Here is a 14,573-nt window from a genome sequence, read left to right on the forward strand (position 1 = left end):
TGCATGGAAGGGAGCGATCGTATGAGAAGTTTTTTAGTAGGGTTACTCGGCCTTTTGTTAAGTTTTAGCCACCTGAGTGCGGCTGACTTTAAAGTAGGTTACGTCCAGGTCGACAAGCTACTCCAAGAAGCGCCGCAAACCGCTGAGACTGGCAAAAAGCTCGAAAAGGAATTTAGCCCGCGTTCGCTAGAGCTAGAAAAACTGCAAAAACAAATTCGTGACCTTGAATCGCAATTGGATCACGACCGTGCGAATATTGCCGAGGCAGACCGTCGTCAAAAAGAACGGCAGTTGAATAATTTGCGCCTTGAGTTTCAGAGCAAGCAACGTGAATTGCGCGAAGATATCAATTTGCGCAAGAATGAAGAGCTGGCGTTATTGCAAGAGCGCATTAACAAAGCGGTCCAAACCGTCTCCGAAAGCGAAGGCTATGATCTGGTGGTTTACAGTGGCGTTGCCTTTGCAAGTAAGCGGATCGATATTACCGATAAAGTCTTAAAGTTGCTGGGTAAAAAATAACCAGTGATTCTCATCTTCAAGTAACTCTCAAGGGCAGTACTTCATATGGCGCAACACTTCACATTACAAGAGATTGTTGCGTCTCTGGGTGGGCAATTGGCGCTTAGCGAGCCTACTCAGGCCGCAACAGTTAAAGTCAGTCGCATGGCCTCTTTAACCCAAGCGAAAAATGATGCGATTGCTTTTTTTAATGATACTAAATACACGCAATCGTTAGTTGCAACGCAAGCGGCTGCCGTGATTTTGCGACCAGAGCATCGAGCACTGACGACACTGCCCTGCATATTGACTGACAATCCCTATGCCTATTTTGCCAAACTATCGGCAATGATGAATCCCTCGCGCGTCTATGTGGATCACATTCATCCCTCTGCTGTCATCGGTATCGCTGGTGCCTTTGCTGCGAAGATTACCATTGATGCCTTAGCCACCATTGGTGATCGCGTGTCACTTGGGGAAGGCGTGCGCATTGGGGCGGGTTGTGTGGTTGAAGACGATGTCAGCATCGGCGCCAACACCGTACTGGAGCCGCGGGTGGTGGTTAAGCATGGCACCATCATCGGTCAGCACTGCCATCTGTTTTCAGGGTGTGTTGTCGGTAATGACGGCTTTGGATATGCAGAAGAGCAGGGTCGATGGGTTAAAATACCGCAAATTGGCCGGGTTGTGATTGGGAATGACGTGGATATTGGTGCGAATACCACCATAGATCGTGGTGCGCTCGATGATACCGTGATTGCAGACGGTGTGAAGTTGGACAATTTGATACAGGTCGCCCATAATGTTCGTATTGGCGCACACACGGTCATTGCGGGTTGCGTGGGGATTGCGGGAAGTGCTGTCATTGGTGCACATTGCAAAATCGGCGGTGCAGCCATGATTTTGGGGCATTTAAATATCGTTGATGGCGTCACCATCTCACCCGGTTCCATGATTATGCGCTCGATTCAGCAAGCCGGGACCTACACCGCACTCATGCCGTTTCAGAAACACGAGGATTGGCTGCGAACAGCGGCCAATATCCGTCATTTAGAACAATATGCTCTTAAGCTCAAGCAGCTTGAGCAAGCAATAAGCAACATACAAAAACATTCGGAAGATTGAGAGAATTTATGGCTGAAAACACAATGAATAGCATGGATATTCATGAGATTTTGGAACACTTGCCGCACCGCTATCCATTTGTGCTGGTTGACCGTGTATTGTCTATGGAGCTGGGTAAAGAGATCACAGCCGTTAAGAACGTCTCGGTCAATGAACCTTATTTTCCTGGCCATTTCCCATATCATCCGGTGATGCCTGGGGTGTTGATCGTGGAAGCAATGGCACAAGCTGCCGCTTTGCTCTCATTTAAAACCATGGGCACCAAGCCGACCAACGACTCGGTATATTATTTTGCTGGCATTGACAATGTGCGTTTTAAAAAACCAGTCTCCCCAGGTGATCAGATCATTTTGCACGTCAAAATCGACCGCATCCTCAAGGGGATCTGGAAATATAATGCAGTCGCCAAGGTCGCAGACGAGATTGTGGCAGAAGCCAACATGATGTGTATCTTAAAAGCCATTGAAAAATAACCATAGACGCGCCTGTCGATGAAGATAGGCCGTACACCTAGACATGCAAAGCCTGATTCATCCTACCGCAATCATAGACCCCAAAGCCGAGCTCGATAGTTCGGTAGAAGTGGGCCCTTATACAACCATCGGCGCAGGTGTGCGTATCGATGCGGGCACTAAAATTGGCCCGCATGTGGTGATTGAAGGCCCAACCACCATTGGCAAACACAACGAAATCTTTCAATTTTCATCGCTCGGTGCCAAACCGCAGGATAAAAAATTTAAAGATGAGCCAACCTTGCTAGAAATTGGCGACCACAATACCATCCGCGAATTTTGTACTTTTAACCGTGGTACCGTGCAAGACAAAGGCACTACCATGATCGGCAGTCATAACTGGATTATGGCTTATGTGCATATTGCGCACGATTGTATCGTCGGAAACCATACGATTATGGCCAACAACTCATCGCTGGCCGGACACGTGACGATCTATGATCACGCGATATTAGGCGGCTTCACATTAATCCACCAATTCTGTCAGATCGGTGAGCACATTATTACGGCAGTTGGTTCAGTGGTGTTTAAGGACATTCCGCCTTATGTGACGGCGGCTGGCTATGATGCGGCGCCTCATGGCATTAATGCTGAAGGCCTCAAGCGTCGTGGTTTCAGTGCCGAGACCATCCAGCAAATCAAGCGTGCATATAAAGTGCTTTACCGCCAGGGATTGTCTTTTGAAGAGGCTAAACTTGCGTTAGCTGACATGGAAAAATCTTGTCCTGAAATTGGCTTGATGACCCGCTTTCTCGCGCAGACGACGCGCGGTATCGTACGTTAAGTAAAAGAATTTATGGCTAAGATTGCAATGGTGGCGGGTGAGGCCTCCGGTGATTTGCTGGGCTATCATCTCATTCAAGAGCTGAAATCCTTGCAGCCGGAAGTTGAAATTTTTGGCATCGCTGGTCCCAAAATGATGGGCCTAGGGGCGAAGTCATTATTTCCGATTGAGCGATTGTCGGTGCGTGGTTATCTCGAAGTCTTGCGTCATTTGTGGGGCCTACTCAAGCTGCGTAAACAGCTTTATAAAGAGATTCTGAAGGCGCAACCGGATGTGTTTATAGGCATCGATGCTCCGGACTTTAATTTTTGGCTAGAGCGTAAACTCAAGGCAAAAGGGATTGCTACCATCCATTACGTGAGCCCATCCATTTGGGCTTGGCGTCAAGATCGCATCCATAAAATCAAACGTGCGGTTTCTCATATGCTCGCCTTGTTTCCATTCGAGCCCGCGCTTTACCAACAGGTGGGGGTGCCGGTGACTTACATTGGCCATCCATTGGCGGATGCTTTACCGATGGAACCCGATGTAGGCCTGGCCCGAGAAAAATTAAAACTAAAAAAGAATCATGTGGTGATTGCCATGCTGCCGGGCAGCCGGCAGTCCGAGGTGACCTTTCACGCGGAATTGTTGCTAGAAACAGCGATTGTGTTCGACCGTCTCATGTGCGAGAACGGCCAGCAGGTGCAGTTTTTGGTGCCATTAGTGACGCGTGAAACCCGCGATATTTTTACCAGTGCCTGGCATCAACTGTTAACGCAAAAACCAGACACGGCAATCGACTTGCAAATCATGTTCGGCCATGCGCATGATGCGATGACCGCGGCGGATGCGGTGGTGGTGGCCTCGGGCACAGCGACCCTTGAAGCCGCCTTATTGAAAAAGCCAATGGTCATCACTTACAAGATGTCCAACATGAGCTGGCAATTACTAAAACGCATGCGGCTGCAGCCTTATGTGGGCTTGCCCAATATTTTGGCCGGTGAATTTATTGTGCCTGAGTTGTTGCAGAAAGAGGCGATTCCAGAGCGTATTGGGCAGACATTGTATAACTTATTGGCGGATAAGACCGGCTTGGCCAGTTTGCAAGAAAAGTACCGCCACATTCATGCCCAACTCAAACAAAACAGTGCACAAAAAGCAGCTGCGGTTGTGAAGCAGTTTTTACAGGCATAACCGAGATGCAGCGTTTATGTGGCATTGATGAGGCAGGCCGTGGGCCATTAGCGGGCGCAGTGTACGCGGCCGCAGTCATTCTCGATCCTGAGCGCCCAATTGCGGGGTTGGCAGACTCTAAAAAATTGTCTGAAGCCAAACGCGATGCTTTGGCGGTCGAGATCAAATCGCATGCATGGGCTTGGGGGATTGCCAGCGTGAGTGCGCAGGAGATCGATCAGATTAATATCTTGCAGGCCAGTCTACTTGCCATGCAAAGAGCGTATCAGCACATGATTGACCAATTTGGGCGCCATGCCACCCTGATTCAAGTTGACGGTAATCGCTGCCCGATTTTTTCGGTGCCATGTGAGGCCATCGTCAAAGGCGATAGCAAAGTGGCTGAAATCTCTGCAGCTTCCATTTTGGCTAAAACCGCCAGAGATGCCTCATTGCTAGTGCTAGACCGCCAATATCCGCACTATGGCTTTGCCCAACATAAGGGTTATCCTACGGCATTACATCTTGCGCGTTTAGCGCAATACGGTATTACGCCAGCGCATCGGCGTAGCTATGCTCCCGTCAAAAAATACTTAGTCGCTGATTGTGAGTGAGTCGTTAAAACAAAAAAGCCGCTCCTGGAGCGGCTTTTTGCATCGTTGGCGCTGTGATTTTTTTATTCAACCAGTAGCGCTGTTTTACCTGCTTTACCATTCATCTCTTCGGCATTTGGCAATGGCTCTTTACGCGCCGTGATTGTTGGCCATACCGTGGATAGGCGAGCATTGAGCGCAATAAAATGTTGCTGATCAGCTGGCACATCATCCTCCGCAAAAATGGCTTCTGCCGGGCACTCAGCGACACATAGCGTGCAGTCAATGCACTCGTCTGGGTTGATCGCCAGGAAGTTAGGACCCTCAACAAAGCAATCTACCGGACAAACATCTACGCAGTCGGTATATTTGCACTGAATACAATTTTCGGTTACTACATAAGTCATGTTTTAAATCCTTTAACGGCTATCTCAGCCAAAACGATATTTTATTGCAATTTAGCCAAATTGACGATGTGTTGCGTGCAAACTGATCAAACAATCATGCCTGCGCCGACGGTGTTGTTGCTGCTTTCATCAATCACAATAAAAGCACCCGTGGCGCGGTTTTTATCATAACTGTCGACCATCAGTGGTTGTGCCAACTTAAATGTGACCCGAGCAATGTCATTCATTTTGAGGTCGGCACTGGCCAAATGTTCAAGCGTGTTCACATCCACCTTATACTGAATACTGCCAATTTTGGCTTTGGATTCACGGGTGGTGTGACGCACGATGTAAGTACGTGCAGGGGACAATGGGGTTTCGGACAGCCAGCATACGTGCGCCTCGATTTGTTTGACCGCTTCAGGTGCTTCGCTGGTTTTCACAATCATGTCGCCACGTGAAGTATCAATCTCGTCTTCAAGCAGCAAGGTCACACTTTGTTCGGTTTGTGCGCTTTGCAGTTGCTCAGCGCCCAGTTGAATGGCTTTCACTTTTGACTGATAGCCATTCGGTAACACCGTCACCGCGTCCCCTACACTAATTTCACCTGCCTCCACACGGCCCATAAAACCGCGGAAATCATGCAGGTCTGGATTTGCGGAGTCGTGCGGGCGGCAGACGAACTGTACGGGAAAGCGGAACGCCTCAGATTGCTCACTGTGGGCTGCTGGTGCGGCTTCTAAAATATCAATCAGCGTTTCGCCTTGATACCAAGGCATATTGTCCAAGCGGTCCACCAGCATGTCGCCATTGAGTGCCGACATCGGCATAAATTTAATTTCGCGGGCTTGGGCGAGGCCAATTTCGGTCGCAAAAGCGATGTAGTCGGCCTTGATCTTTTCATAGACCGCTTGATCGTAATTGACCAAATCCATCTTGTTGACGGCAACAACGATGTGCGGGATGCCAACCAAATGTGCCAGATAGCTATGACGACGGGTTTGTGTCAACACGCCTTTGCGTGCATCGATGAGGATGATCGCAAGGTTGGCGGTTGAAGCGGCGGTGACCATGTTACGCGTGTATTGTTCGTGACCGGGTGCATCGGCGATAATGTATTTGCGCGTACCGGTACTGAAATAGCGATAGGCGACATCAATGGTGATGCCTTGCTCGCGCTCCGCTTGCAGACCATCGGTCAGTAAAGAGAGATCGACGGCTTCCATGCCGCGCTTTTGCGAGGTGCGGGCAATGTTATTCAGAGTGTCGGCCAGAATGGTTTTGGTATCGTAGAGCAAGCGACCAATCAGTGTGCTTTTACCATCATCTACGCTGCCGCAAGTCATAAAGCGCAGCAAAGAGTCGTTGTGTTGAGTTGCCATGTTAGAAATAACCTTCTTTCTTGCGCTGTTCCATCGAGGCATCTGACGTTTGATCGTCGAGGCGCGTTGCACCACGTTCAGTAATTGTCGTTGTCGCGGTTTCGAGCACAATTTTGCTCACATCAGCGGCATCTGAAATCACGGGAGCGGTGCAAGTAATGTCGCCAACCGTCCGGAAACGCACCTGCATATTGATCACTTCTTCGCCTGCTTTAGGCTGATTGATCAAGTCGCCGTTAGCCAACGGCACATTGACTGGGAAAATGGAACCATGGCGCATAACGATGTCGCGCTGGTGCGCAAAATAGATACTCGGTAAGGCCAAGTTTTCACGTTCGATATATTGCCAAACGTCCATCTCTGTCCAGTTTGAGATGGGGAACGCGCGAATATTCTCACCCTTGTGCACGCGCGCGTTATACAGGTTCCATAATTCTGGACGTTGGTTTTTCGGATCCCATTGACCAAATTCATCGCGAAAACTCATGATGCGCTCTTTGGCACGCGCTTTTTCTTCATCGCGACGCGCACCGCCAATGCAGCAGTCAAAGCCAAACTCTTCAATGGCTTCTAGCAAGGTCACTGACTGATGCTTGTTGCGTGGCTCGTCAGGCGTTTTTAATACCACCGTACCGCGCTGCATGGAGTCTTCTACCGACCGTACAATCAGGCGCTCGCCTAATTCAGCGGCACGCTGGTCACGAAACTGTACGACTTCCTGATAGTTGTGGCCAGTATCAATATGCAATAACGGAAAAGGAAAACGCCCCGGGCGAAACGCTTTTTCAGCCAAACGCAAAATGCACAGGGAATCCTTACCACCAGAAAACAGCAGCACAGGGTTTGCGCACTGGCCCGCCACTTCACGCAGAATATGAATGGCTTCAGCCTCGAGCCAATCGAGGTGTGATAAAGGTTGTTTAGTTGTCATAGTTTATACAATCAAATATTGCCGTAGCGCGCGTTGCGTCACCATCAAGTGTTCTCATCGCTTGCCATGGCTTGAATTCAGGATTTCTTTACGTGTAAGCCGCACTCTTTACTATCGGGGTTTTCCCACCACCAGCGGCCGGCGCGAATGTCTTCCCCCATGGCCACCGCGCGCGTACACGGCGCGCAGCCAATGCTTGGGTAGAATTGCTCATGCAGGGCGTTATACGGGACTTCAAACAGGCGGATATAGGCCCAAACCTCTTTTTCGGTCCAGTCACTCAAGGGATTGAATTTTTCTAGTTTGTTGCCAGCATCATATTCTTGGGTAGGCAGGGCGCTACGGGTCGCTGCTTGTTCCGCACGCATTCCGGTCACCCAAGCCTGCTTGCCGCTGAGTGCGCGTTGTAAGGGTTCAACCTTGCGCATGTGGCAGCACGCCTTGCGCAGCTCGATACTCTCGTAGAAAGCGTTGATCCCCTGCGTTTGCACATAGTGTTCAACCGCTTCATGCTTTGGGAAAAAAACCAGTGGTTTGATGGTGTAAGCTTGCTCGACCGCAGCCATCAGTTGGTAGGTCTCTAACGGCAGGCGGCCGGTATCCAAAGAAAAAATTTCGATGGCAATTTGCGCTTTGCAAATCAGATCCGTCAGTACCATGTCTTCGGCACCGTAGCTGTTGGCAAAAGTGATCGCAGGAAACTCAGCTGCTGCTGCTTGCAATAATGCCACGGCCTTTTCACGCTTAGCTTGAACGGTTGCGATTAAGGCCTCTGTCAATTCAGGACGGATTGCCGGATTGTTGGCGGCTGGTTTGAGCATGCTGACGCCGAAACTCATGCGCGATGGATCCTACGCCAGACCGGCACATCCGCAACACCGCCTTGATAGGGTTGGCTGAAGTCATTCAGGCTAGCCAGTGCGTCTTCGGCAGAGCGGTCGGCACGAATCAGAAAACTGTTAAAGCCTGCCCGTTTATGAAAAAACAATTGGTCACGTAGCACGTCACCAATTGCGCGCAATTCGTTTCGATAGCCAAAGCGTGTGCGCAGCCAGTTGCCCAATGTGAAAATGCGACCGTCCGCAAAGCGTTCAACAAATATTGCAATCAATGGTAGCGTGTTGAGATCAGCAAAAGCGGCTTGTAATGCTTCCGCCGTTTCGTTGGTCGCCAACACAATCCCCAGTTCGCCACGGTCCAAGCGTGATTGCAGTTCTGCTTTGCGCGCCTCCCAGATGGCGAGTGGCACTAAAATGTGGCCAGATGCTGGAATCTGGGTATTGGCAATCTGTTCAGCAGTGAAGGTTTGTTCGCCTGTTAATTTAAACAACACGACTTTACCAGCTTGTTTGCGAACAGATTCTTCGCCGGCGGCGGGCGGTATTACGCGCACCCAGGTGTCAGCAACAATGCTGGCTGTACCATCAGCGGCTAGTTGAATCAGTTGACTCATGATGCAGTTTCCTTTTCAGCGTAGACGTGGGCTTTAAATGGGGCTACGCCCAAGCGCCGCACCGTATCGATAAAACGCTCTTCTTCATGCCGTTCACGCACATAGACTTCAATCAGGCGTTGCACGACGCCAGGCATTTCTTCTGCTGAGAATGAAGGCCCAATTACCGTGCCAATGCTCGCGTCATTGCCTTGTTTTCCGCCAACGGTGACCTGATACCATTCAGAGCCATCTTTATCGACGCCCAAAATACCGATATGTCCGACATGGTGGTGACCACAAGCATTCATGCAACCTGAAATATTGAGCTCTAGATCCCCAATTTCATGCAAGTAATCTAGGTTATCAAATTGCATTTGGATCGCTTCGGCAATGGGAATCGATTTCGCATTGGCCAAGCTACAAAAGTCGCCCCCGGGGCAGCAAATAATGTCGGTCAACAGGCCAATGTTGGGCGTGGCCAACCCAGCGGCACGCGCTTTTTCCCACACCGCGAATAAATCGGATAGCTCCACATCTGCCAAAATCAGATTTTGTTCATGTGAAGAGCGTAACTCGCCAAAGCTGTAGGCATCTGCTAAATCTGCCACTACGTGCATCTGCTCGCTGGTGATGTCCCCCGGCGCTTTGCCGTGTGGTTTGAGCGAGAGGGTGACTGCACGGTAGCCCGGCACGCGATGCGGTTGCACGCAACGTTTTACCCAAGCAGCAAATGCAGGGTTAGCGGCAACAGCGGCGTCAAACGACGCGTTATGTGCTGGCAGGGTTTTGTAGGGCATGGGCTCAAAGTATTTCGCCACGCGATCTAACTCATTTTGCGTGATCGTTAATGGGCCATCTTTGAGATGTGACCATTCTTCTTCGACCTGTTGTTTGAAAGTCTCAATGCCCAGCGCTTTAACCAAAATTTTAATTCGTGCTTTGTAAGCGTTGTCGCGGCGACCATGGATGTTATAGACACGAATCACGGCCTCGCAGTAGGACAGCACATGCTGCCATTCTAAATGTTCGCGAATCACAGTGCCCAAAATAGGGGTACGGCCCAAACCACCGCCCACCCAAACTTTGATGGCCATGTGTCCATGCGCATCTTTATAAAACTCGAGGCCAATATCGTGCGCTTGCACAATGGCGCGGTCTTTTTCAGTCCCTGAGACGGCAATTTTAAATTTGCGTGGCAACAGGGCAAACTCCGGGTGAAAGGTGCTCCACTGACGCATGATTTCGGCAATCGCACGCGGATCAATAATCTCATCGGGCGCAATGCCTGCGAACTGATCGGTGGTAATGTTTCGAATGCAGTTGCCTGACGTTTGAATGGCGTGCATCTCGACGGTGGCTAGTTCCGCCAAAATTTCCGGCGTATCTTCTAGTTTCGGCCAATTCAATTGCAGGTTTTGACGGGTACTAAAGTGACCATAACCACGGTCGTATTTCTGGGCGATGTCGCCCAGCTTGCGCAATTGCTTGCTTGAGATGAGGCCGTACGGCACCGCGATGCGCAACATCGGCGCATGGCGCTGGATGTATAAGCCGTTTTGCAAGCGTAGCGGACGAAATTCTTCATCCGATAACTCACCAGCCAGATAGCGGCGTGTTTGGTCGCGGTATTGGGCGACACGTTCGTTGACAATTTGTTGGTCTATAGGATCGTATTTATACATGCTTGAGTCACTTTGTTCGCAAAAAGCGAAGAGGCAATATTTTAATGGAAAACCAGCTTAAAGCCTACAAAAATCAATATCATAGCCAGCGCAACGCGCACCCAGTGCTCTGCAACGCGTGAACTCATGTGGCTACCGAGATAAATGCCAGGCACAGAGCCGATGAGCAACGTCCCTAATAAAGGGTAGTCTATGGTGCCCAAAGACGCATGGCCAAGGCCAGCGACCAGGGTGAGCGGCACCGCATGCGCGATATCGCTACCGACGATGGTGGTGATTTTTTCCTTAGGATACAGCAGGATCAATGCGGTGACACCTAGCGCGCCGGCACCTACTGAGGTCAATGTGACCAGGCCGCCCAACACGATCCCCAATAATATGGTGGCGCCAGGCACATAAGCTAACGGAATCCATTGTTCTTTTGCCACCAGAGCCATCAATTTGTTGCGCAATAACACTGCGACAGAAGTCACAATCAATGCCACACCCAGCCAAAACTTGATGGTATTGACGACATTGCCGGATTGCAAATCCATGCTGTGCAAGGCCCACAAGGTCAACATCGACGCCGGGATGCTGCCCATTGCCAGACGTTTAACGATCAGCCAGTCGATATTGCCGAGTTTGCCGTGCGCGAAAATGCCTACAGACTTGGTGATGGACGCGTACAGTAAGTCTGTACCAACAGCCACCGCCGGTTTAATGTGATAAATCAACAACAAAATGGGGGTCATTAATGAGCCGCCGCCGACGCCTGTGAGTCCCACCAAAAAGCCAACCACAAAGCCCGCCAGTATGTATCCGAATTCCATGAGGAGTATCTTAAAGAATATAACCGCGAAATGTTATCAGCGTTTTAATCATTGATTTAATAACCAAATGTTCTATGATATAGCTTTTGGTTATATGAAGGTTGGCTGATGAAATTCCACCAGTTGCGCTATGTGCATGAAGTTGTACGGCAACAATTGAATATTTCCGCCGCATCAGAAGTATTGCACACCTCGCAACCCGGCGTCAGTAAGCAAATCCAGTTGCTTGAAGAAGAGTTGGGTTTGCAGATTTTTCAGCGCAATGGTAAACGCTTAATTGGCGTGACCGAGCCCGGCCGTAAAATCGTCGAATTGTCGGCGCGGGTGATGCTGGATATGCAAAATATTAAGCGTGTTGGCGATGAATATAGCCGTGAAGACAGCGGAGCGCTGACGATTGCGACGACACATACGCAAGCACGCTATCGCTTACCGGCGGCGGTGAAGCAATTTATTGCGCAGTATCCCAACGTCAAACTGACGATTCATCAGGGCAATCCCGCGCAAGTCACCGATCTGGTCGCGTCCGGCGAGGCAGATATTGGCATTGCCACCGAAAGTATCAGTAACGATGAACGCTTGACTTGCTTGGCCTGCTACGAGTGGAACCGATGCCTAGTGGTGCCGCCGCAACACCCTTTGCTATCCAAACCAGCGCTCACCTTAAAGGATCTTGCCGACTATCCTTTAATCACTTATGACTTTGCGTTTACCGGCGGCACGCTGGTGTCCAAAGTGTTTCACGATGCTGGTCTGCAACCCAATGTCGTGTTTACAGCGATCGATGCGGATGTGATTAAAACTTACGTGAATCTTGGGCTTGGCATCGGCCTGATCGCCAATATGGCATACGATGCCGCACGGGACGCGCCCCTGGTCAGTTTAGATTGTAGTCATTTATTTCCAGATAGCACCACCTATTTAGGCGTCCGCCGTGATGCATTCTTGCGTGATTACATGCTGAATTTTATTACCATGTTATCCCCGCAATACGATAAACGGACCGTACAGCGTGCCTTGCATCAGGACTTGTGATGTAGGTCACACGTGAGGCTTCGGTAGCGTGCTGTAATCAATAAATATTTTTTTAATTTTGCCGAGGCGCTATGCGTTTATTCCTAATTTGTGTGTTGTGTAGTATTAGCGCTTGCAGCTGGGCCGCGCCTACACATGTGCGAGCCATTGGACAGGGCATGCCCGATGTTGACCTTGATAATGCCATTTATGAAGTGCCAGTGAAGCCAGGTGTGTCATACCAGGATTTGATCGATAGTTTGAAGTCGATTTCTGAGGGGATGAATTTTGTCAATCCAGCCAATTTTCCCATTGGTGAGCATATGAAGCTGCGTGGACAAGATCCGCAAGGCGTGAAAGAAGTCCGCACATTTTGCAATCTCAGCATGGGGACTGAGATTATTCTCGATCATCCCGAGTTTCTGGTGTTTGCCCCATGTCGCCTTGCTATTTATGAGAAGCCAGATGCCAATGGCAAGCGCCAACTGTTTCTCGGTCTAGATCGGCCCACACACGATTTAAAAAATATCAAGCAACCCACCGCCAGAGCGCAAGCCTCGGCACAACAGCTGGAAGATGCCTTGATCCAGTTGATGGAAAAAGCCCGTCGCGGCGATTTTTAACCGTCATTGCAACGGCGAGCTGCGCTGCTTGAATGGGCGCATTTTGCATGTCAGCCAAAACAAGCATCTTTCCCTTTTGAAAGCCATCGCCTATACTCAACTTAACTTTAATTATTAAGAGTCATTGCCATGGTTGAACCGATGCTTATCGCAAAAAATAATGAGACCAACAGTGTTATGTTGCCCAAAATGGCGAATCGCCATGGATTGATTGCGGGCGCAACCGGCACCGGTAAAACGGTGACTTTACAGAGTTTGGCCGAACAATTTTCCCGCATTGGCGTGCCTGTGTTTATGGCCGACGTCAAAGGTGACTTGTCGGGGATGAGTCAAGTCGGCGGCGGGAATGCAAAAGTAGCGGCCAGAGTGCAGCAACTTGTGCTCACGGATTATCAAAACAAAGCTTATCCAGCAATGTTCTGGGATATGTTCGGTGAAAAAGGCCATCCGGTGCGCACGACGCTGAGTGAGATGGGGCCTTTGCTGTTAGCTAGAATGCTCAATCTTAACGATGTACAAAGCGGTGTGTTAAACGCGATCTTCAAGATCGCCGATGACAACGGCATGCTGTTGCTAGACATGAAAGACCTGCGCGCCATGGCGCAGCATTGCGCTGAAAACTCAGCCAATTACCAAACCCAATACGGCAATATTTCTAATGCTAGCGTGGGCGCGATTCAGCGGGCTTTGTTGCAGCTAGAAACCGAGGGAGGCGACATTCTGTTTGGTGAGCCTGCGTTGAATCTCGAAGATATGATGCAAACCGATAGCAAGGGATTGGGATTTATCAACGTCCTGGCAGCCGATAAGTTGCTCAATTCACCGCGGGTCTATGCGACGCTCTTGTTGTGGATATTGTCAGAGCTGTTTGAAAAGCTGCCCGAAGTAGGGGATATGGAGAAACCCAAACTGGTGTTTTTCTTTGATGAGGCGCATTTACTTTTTAATGATGCACCTGCGATATTGATGCAAAAGATTGAGCAAGTGGTGCGTTTGGTGCGCTCCAAAGGGGTTGGCGTCTATTTTGTCTCGCAAAACCCACTGGATATTCCTGATGTGGTATTGGGCCAGTTGGGTAACCGAGTGCAGCATGCATTGCGGGCGTTTACGCCACGCGACCAAAAAGCGGTGCAAGTCGCCGCGCAAACCTTCCGTGCCAATCCTAAACTCAATGTGGCGACCGCCATTACGGAATTAGGCGTTGGGGAGGCGCTGGTGTCTTTTCTCGATGAGAAGGGCGCGCCGACCCCGGTCGAGCGTGTGTTTGTCTGTCCGCCAGAGAGTCGGGTCGGTCCAGCCACCGATGCTGAGCGCCAGCAGGTGATGGCGCAATCGTTGGTGGCCGGTGTGTATGACAAGCAGGTGGATCGCGAATCTGCCTATGAGATTCTTAAAAAGCGCGCGGAGCAGGCGACAGCGACTGCGCAAGCAGAGGCGACGCAAGCGCAGGAGGGTGGCGGTTTTGATTTAGGTGGGATATTGGGTGGTAAAAGTAGCCGTTCCGATTCTGTGCTGGAATCGGCCGCTAAATCCGCAGCACGCGCGATTGGGTCACAACTGGGCCGAGCCATTATTCGTGGCGTGTTGGGTTCGATCCTTGGCGGCACAAAAACCAAGCGTTAATTAAGCGCTCAGTCAGGA

General features: G+C 50.1%; 16 protein-coding genes. 9 read left to right on the forward strand and 7 right to left on the reverse strand.

Features of this window, described 5'->3' with window-relative positions:
* Positions 1 to 21: 21 nt before the first annotated feature.
* The 6 genes from FIT99_RS04555 to rnhB are packed head-to-tail and all read left to right on the forward strand — an operon-like array spanning position 22 to position 4,688.
* Positions 22 to 519 (forward strand): OmpH family outer membrane protein, encoded by a 498-nt coding sequence (locus tag FIT99_RS04555; protein WP_189524783.1) that lies wholly within the window; start codon positions 22 to 24, stop codon positions 517 to 519.
* Positions 520 to 564: 45 nt separating this feature from the next.
* Positions 565 to 1,623 carry a UDP-3-O-(3-hydroxymyristoyl)glucosamine N-acyltransferase gene (lpxD, locus tag FIT99_RS04560; RefSeq protein WP_140003207.1) on the forward strand — a complete coding sequence of 353 codons (1,059 nt, stop codon included), beginning with the start codon at positions 565 to 567 and terminating at the stop codon, positions 1,621 to 1,623.
* An 8-nt stretch (positions 1,624 to 1,631) separates the two neighbouring features.
* Positions 1,632 to 2,096, forward strand: a complete 465-nt coding sequence (gene fabZ / locus FIT99_RS04565; protein ID WP_140003208.1) for a 3-hydroxyacyl-ACP dehydratase FabZ — start codon at positions 1,632 to 1,634, stop codon at positions 2,094 to 2,096.
* 43 nt (positions 2,097 to 2,139) lie between these two features.
* Positions 2,140 to 2,919, forward strand: coding sequence for an acyl-ACP--UDP-N-acetylglucosamine O-acyltransferase (gene lpxA, locus FIT99_RS04570; RefSeq protein WP_140003209.1), 780 nt, complete (start codon positions 2,140 to 2,142; stop codon positions 2,917 to 2,919).
* 12 nt (positions 2,920 to 2,931) lie between these two features.
* Positions 2,932 to 4,095, forward strand: a complete 1,164-nt coding sequence (lpxB, locus tag FIT99_RS04575; protein WP_140003210.1) for a lipid-A-disaccharide synthase — start codon at positions 2,932 to 2,934, stop codon at positions 4,093 to 4,095.
* A 5-nt stretch (positions 4,096 to 4,100) separates the two neighbouring features.
* Positions 4,101 to 4,688 (forward strand): ribonuclease HII, encoded by a 588-nt coding sequence (gene rnhB / locus FIT99_RS04580; RefSeq protein ID WP_140003211.1) that lies wholly within the window; start codon positions 4,101 to 4,103, stop codon positions 4,686 to 4,688.
* Positions 4,689 to 4,750: 62 nt separating this feature from the next.
* Here rnhB and fdxA read toward each other — a convergent pair whose 3' ends face one another.
* From fdxA to FIT99_RS04615, 7 genes are all read right to left on the reverse strand, one after another.
* Positions 4,751 to 5,074, reverse strand: coding sequence for a ferredoxin FdxA (gene fdxA, locus FIT99_RS04585; RefSeq protein ID WP_140003212.1), 324 nt, complete (start codon positions 5,072 to 5,074; stop codon positions 4,751 to 4,753).
* An 86-nt stretch (positions 5,075 to 5,160) separates the two neighbouring features.
* Positions 5,161 to 6,435: a sulfate adenylyltransferase subunit CysN gene (gene cysN / locus FIT99_RS04590; protein WP_262982138.1), complete on the reverse strand. Its 1,275-nt coding sequence runs from the start codon at positions 6,433 to 6,435 to the stop codon at positions 5,161 to 5,163.
* Position 6,436: 1 nt separating this feature from the next.
* Complete coding sequence (cysD, locus tag FIT99_RS04595) at positions 6,437 to 7,366, reverse strand: sulfate adenylyltransferase subunit CysD (RefSeq protein WP_140003214.1); 930 nt, start codon at positions 7,364 to 7,366, stop codon at positions 6,437 to 6,439.
* A gap of 77 nt (positions 7,367 to 7,443) precedes the next feature.
* Entirely contained in the window at positions 7,444 to 8,205 is a 762-nt protein-coding gene (locus FIT99_RS04600) for a phosphoadenylyl-sulfate reductase (protein ID WP_140003215.1), read from the reverse strand.
* Entirely contained in the window at positions 8,202 to 8,819 is a 618-nt protein-coding gene (locus FIT99_RS04605; RefSeq protein WP_140003216.1) for a DUF934 domain-containing protein, read from the reverse strand. Before FIT99_RS04605 ends, FIT99_RS04600 begins: the two co-directional genes overlap by 4 nt.
* Positions 8,816 to 10,483 carry a nitrite/sulfite reductase gene (locus FIT99_RS04610; RefSeq protein WP_140003217.1) on the reverse strand — a complete coding sequence of 556 codons (1,668 nt, stop codon included), beginning with the start codon at positions 10,481 to 10,483 and terminating at the stop codon, positions 8,816 to 8,818. Before FIT99_RS04610 ends, FIT99_RS04605 begins: the two co-directional genes overlap by 4 nt.
* A gap of 41 nt (positions 10,484 to 10,524) precedes the next feature.
* Entirely contained in the window at positions 10,525 to 11,295 is a 771-nt protein-coding gene (locus FIT99_RS04615) for a sulfite exporter TauE/SafE family protein (protein ID WP_140003218.1), read from the reverse strand.
* 108 nt (positions 11,296 to 11,403) lie between these two features.
* Here FIT99_RS04615 and FIT99_RS04620 point away from each other — a divergent pair, with 108 nt between their 5' ends.
* The 3 genes from FIT99_RS04620 (at position 11,404) to FIT99_RS04630 (ending at position 14,555) form a co-directional block, all read left to right on the forward strand.
* Positions 11,404 to 12,330, forward strand: a complete 927-nt coding sequence (locus tag FIT99_RS04620; protein WP_140003219.1) for a CysB family HTH-type transcriptional regulator — start codon at positions 11,404 to 11,406, stop codon at positions 12,328 to 12,330.
* A 158-nt stretch (positions 12,331 to 12,488) separates the two neighbouring features.
* Positions 12,489 to 12,932, forward strand: coding sequence for a DUF302 domain-containing protein (locus tag FIT99_RS04625; protein ID WP_396652220.1), 444 nt, complete (start codon positions 12,489 to 12,491; stop codon positions 12,930 to 12,932).
* A 129-nt stretch (positions 12,933 to 13,061) separates the two neighbouring features.
* Entirely contained in the window at positions 13,062 to 14,555 is a 1,494-nt protein-coding gene (locus FIT99_RS04630) for a helicase HerA-like C-terminal domain-containing protein (protein ID WP_140003221.1), read from the forward strand.
* The last annotated feature ends 18 nt before the right edge of the window (positions 14,556 to 14,573 follow it).

The sequence above is a fragment of the Methylophilus medardicus genome, from assembly GCF_006363955.1.
In the GTDB taxonomy this organism is placed as follows: domain Bacteria; phylum Pseudomonadota; class Gammaproteobacteria; order Burkholderiales; family Methylophilaceae; genus Methylophilus; species Methylophilus medardensis.

What these genes read in the sequence shown, in the direction of transcription:
- lpxD (WP_140003207.1), top strand. Translation starts at nt 565, where the DNA reads ATGGCGCAACACTTCACATTACAAGAGATTGTTGCGTCTCTGGGTGGG.
- FIT99_RS04615 (WP_140003218.1), bottom strand. Translation starts at nt 11,295, where the DNA reads ATGGAATTCGGATACATACTGGCGGGCTTTGTGGTTGGCTTTTTGGTG.
- rnhB (WP_140003211.1), top strand. Translation starts at nt 4,101, where the DNA reads ATGCAGCGTTTATGTGGCATTGATGAGGCAGGCCGTGGGCCATTAGCG.
- cysN (WP_262982138.1), bottom strand. Translation starts at nt 6,435, where the DNA reads ATGGCAACTCAACACAACGACTCTTTGCTGCGCTTTATGACTTGCGGC.
- FIT99_RS04610 (WP_140003217.1), bottom strand. Translation starts at nt 10,483, where the DNA reads ATGTATAAATACGATCCTATAGACCAACAAATTGTCAACGAACGTGTC.
- FIT99_RS04625 (WP_396652220.1), top strand. Translation starts at nt 12,489, where the DNA reads ATGCCCGATGTTGACCTTGATAATGCCATTTATGAAGTGCCAGTGAAG.
- cysD (WP_140003214.1), bottom strand. Translation starts at nt 7,366, where the DNA reads ATGACAACTAAACAACCTTTATCACACCTCGATTGGCTCGAGGCTGAA.
- FIT99_RS04555 (WP_189524783.1), top strand. Translation starts at nt 22, where the DNA reads ATGAGAAGTTTTTTAGTAGGGTTACTCGGCCTTTTGTTAAGTTTTAGC.
- FIT99_RS04630 (WP_140003221.1), top strand. Translation starts at nt 13,062, where the DNA reads ATGGTTGAACCGATGCTTATCGCAAAAAATAATGAGACCAACAGTGTT.
- fabZ (WP_140003208.1), top strand. Translation starts at nt 1,632, where the DNA reads ATGGCTGAAAACACAATGAATAGCATGGATATTCATGAGATTTTGGAA.
- lpxA (WP_140003209.1), top strand. Translation starts at nt 2,140, where the DNA reads ATGCAAAGCCTGATTCATCCTACCGCAATCATAGACCCCAAAGCCGAG.
- FIT99_RS04620 (WP_140003219.1), top strand. Translation starts at nt 11,404, where the DNA reads ATGAAATTCCACCAGTTGCGCTATGTGCATGAAGTTGTACGGCAACAA.
- FIT99_RS04605 (WP_140003216.1), bottom strand. Translation starts at nt 8,819, where the DNA reads ATGAGTCAACTGATTCAACTAGCCGCTGATGGTACAGCCAGCATTGTT.
- fdxA (WP_140003212.1), bottom strand. Translation starts at nt 5,074, where the DNA reads ATGACTTATGTAGTAACCGAAAATTGTATTCAGTGCAAATATACCGAC.
- lpxB (WP_140003210.1), top strand. Translation starts at nt 2,932, where the DNA reads ATGGCTAAGATTGCAATGGTGGCGGGTGAGGCCTCCGGTGATTTGCTG.
- FIT99_RS04600 (WP_140003215.1), bottom strand. Translation starts at nt 8,205, where the DNA reads ATGAGTTTCGGCGTCAGCATGCTCAAACCAGCCGCCAACAATCCGGCA.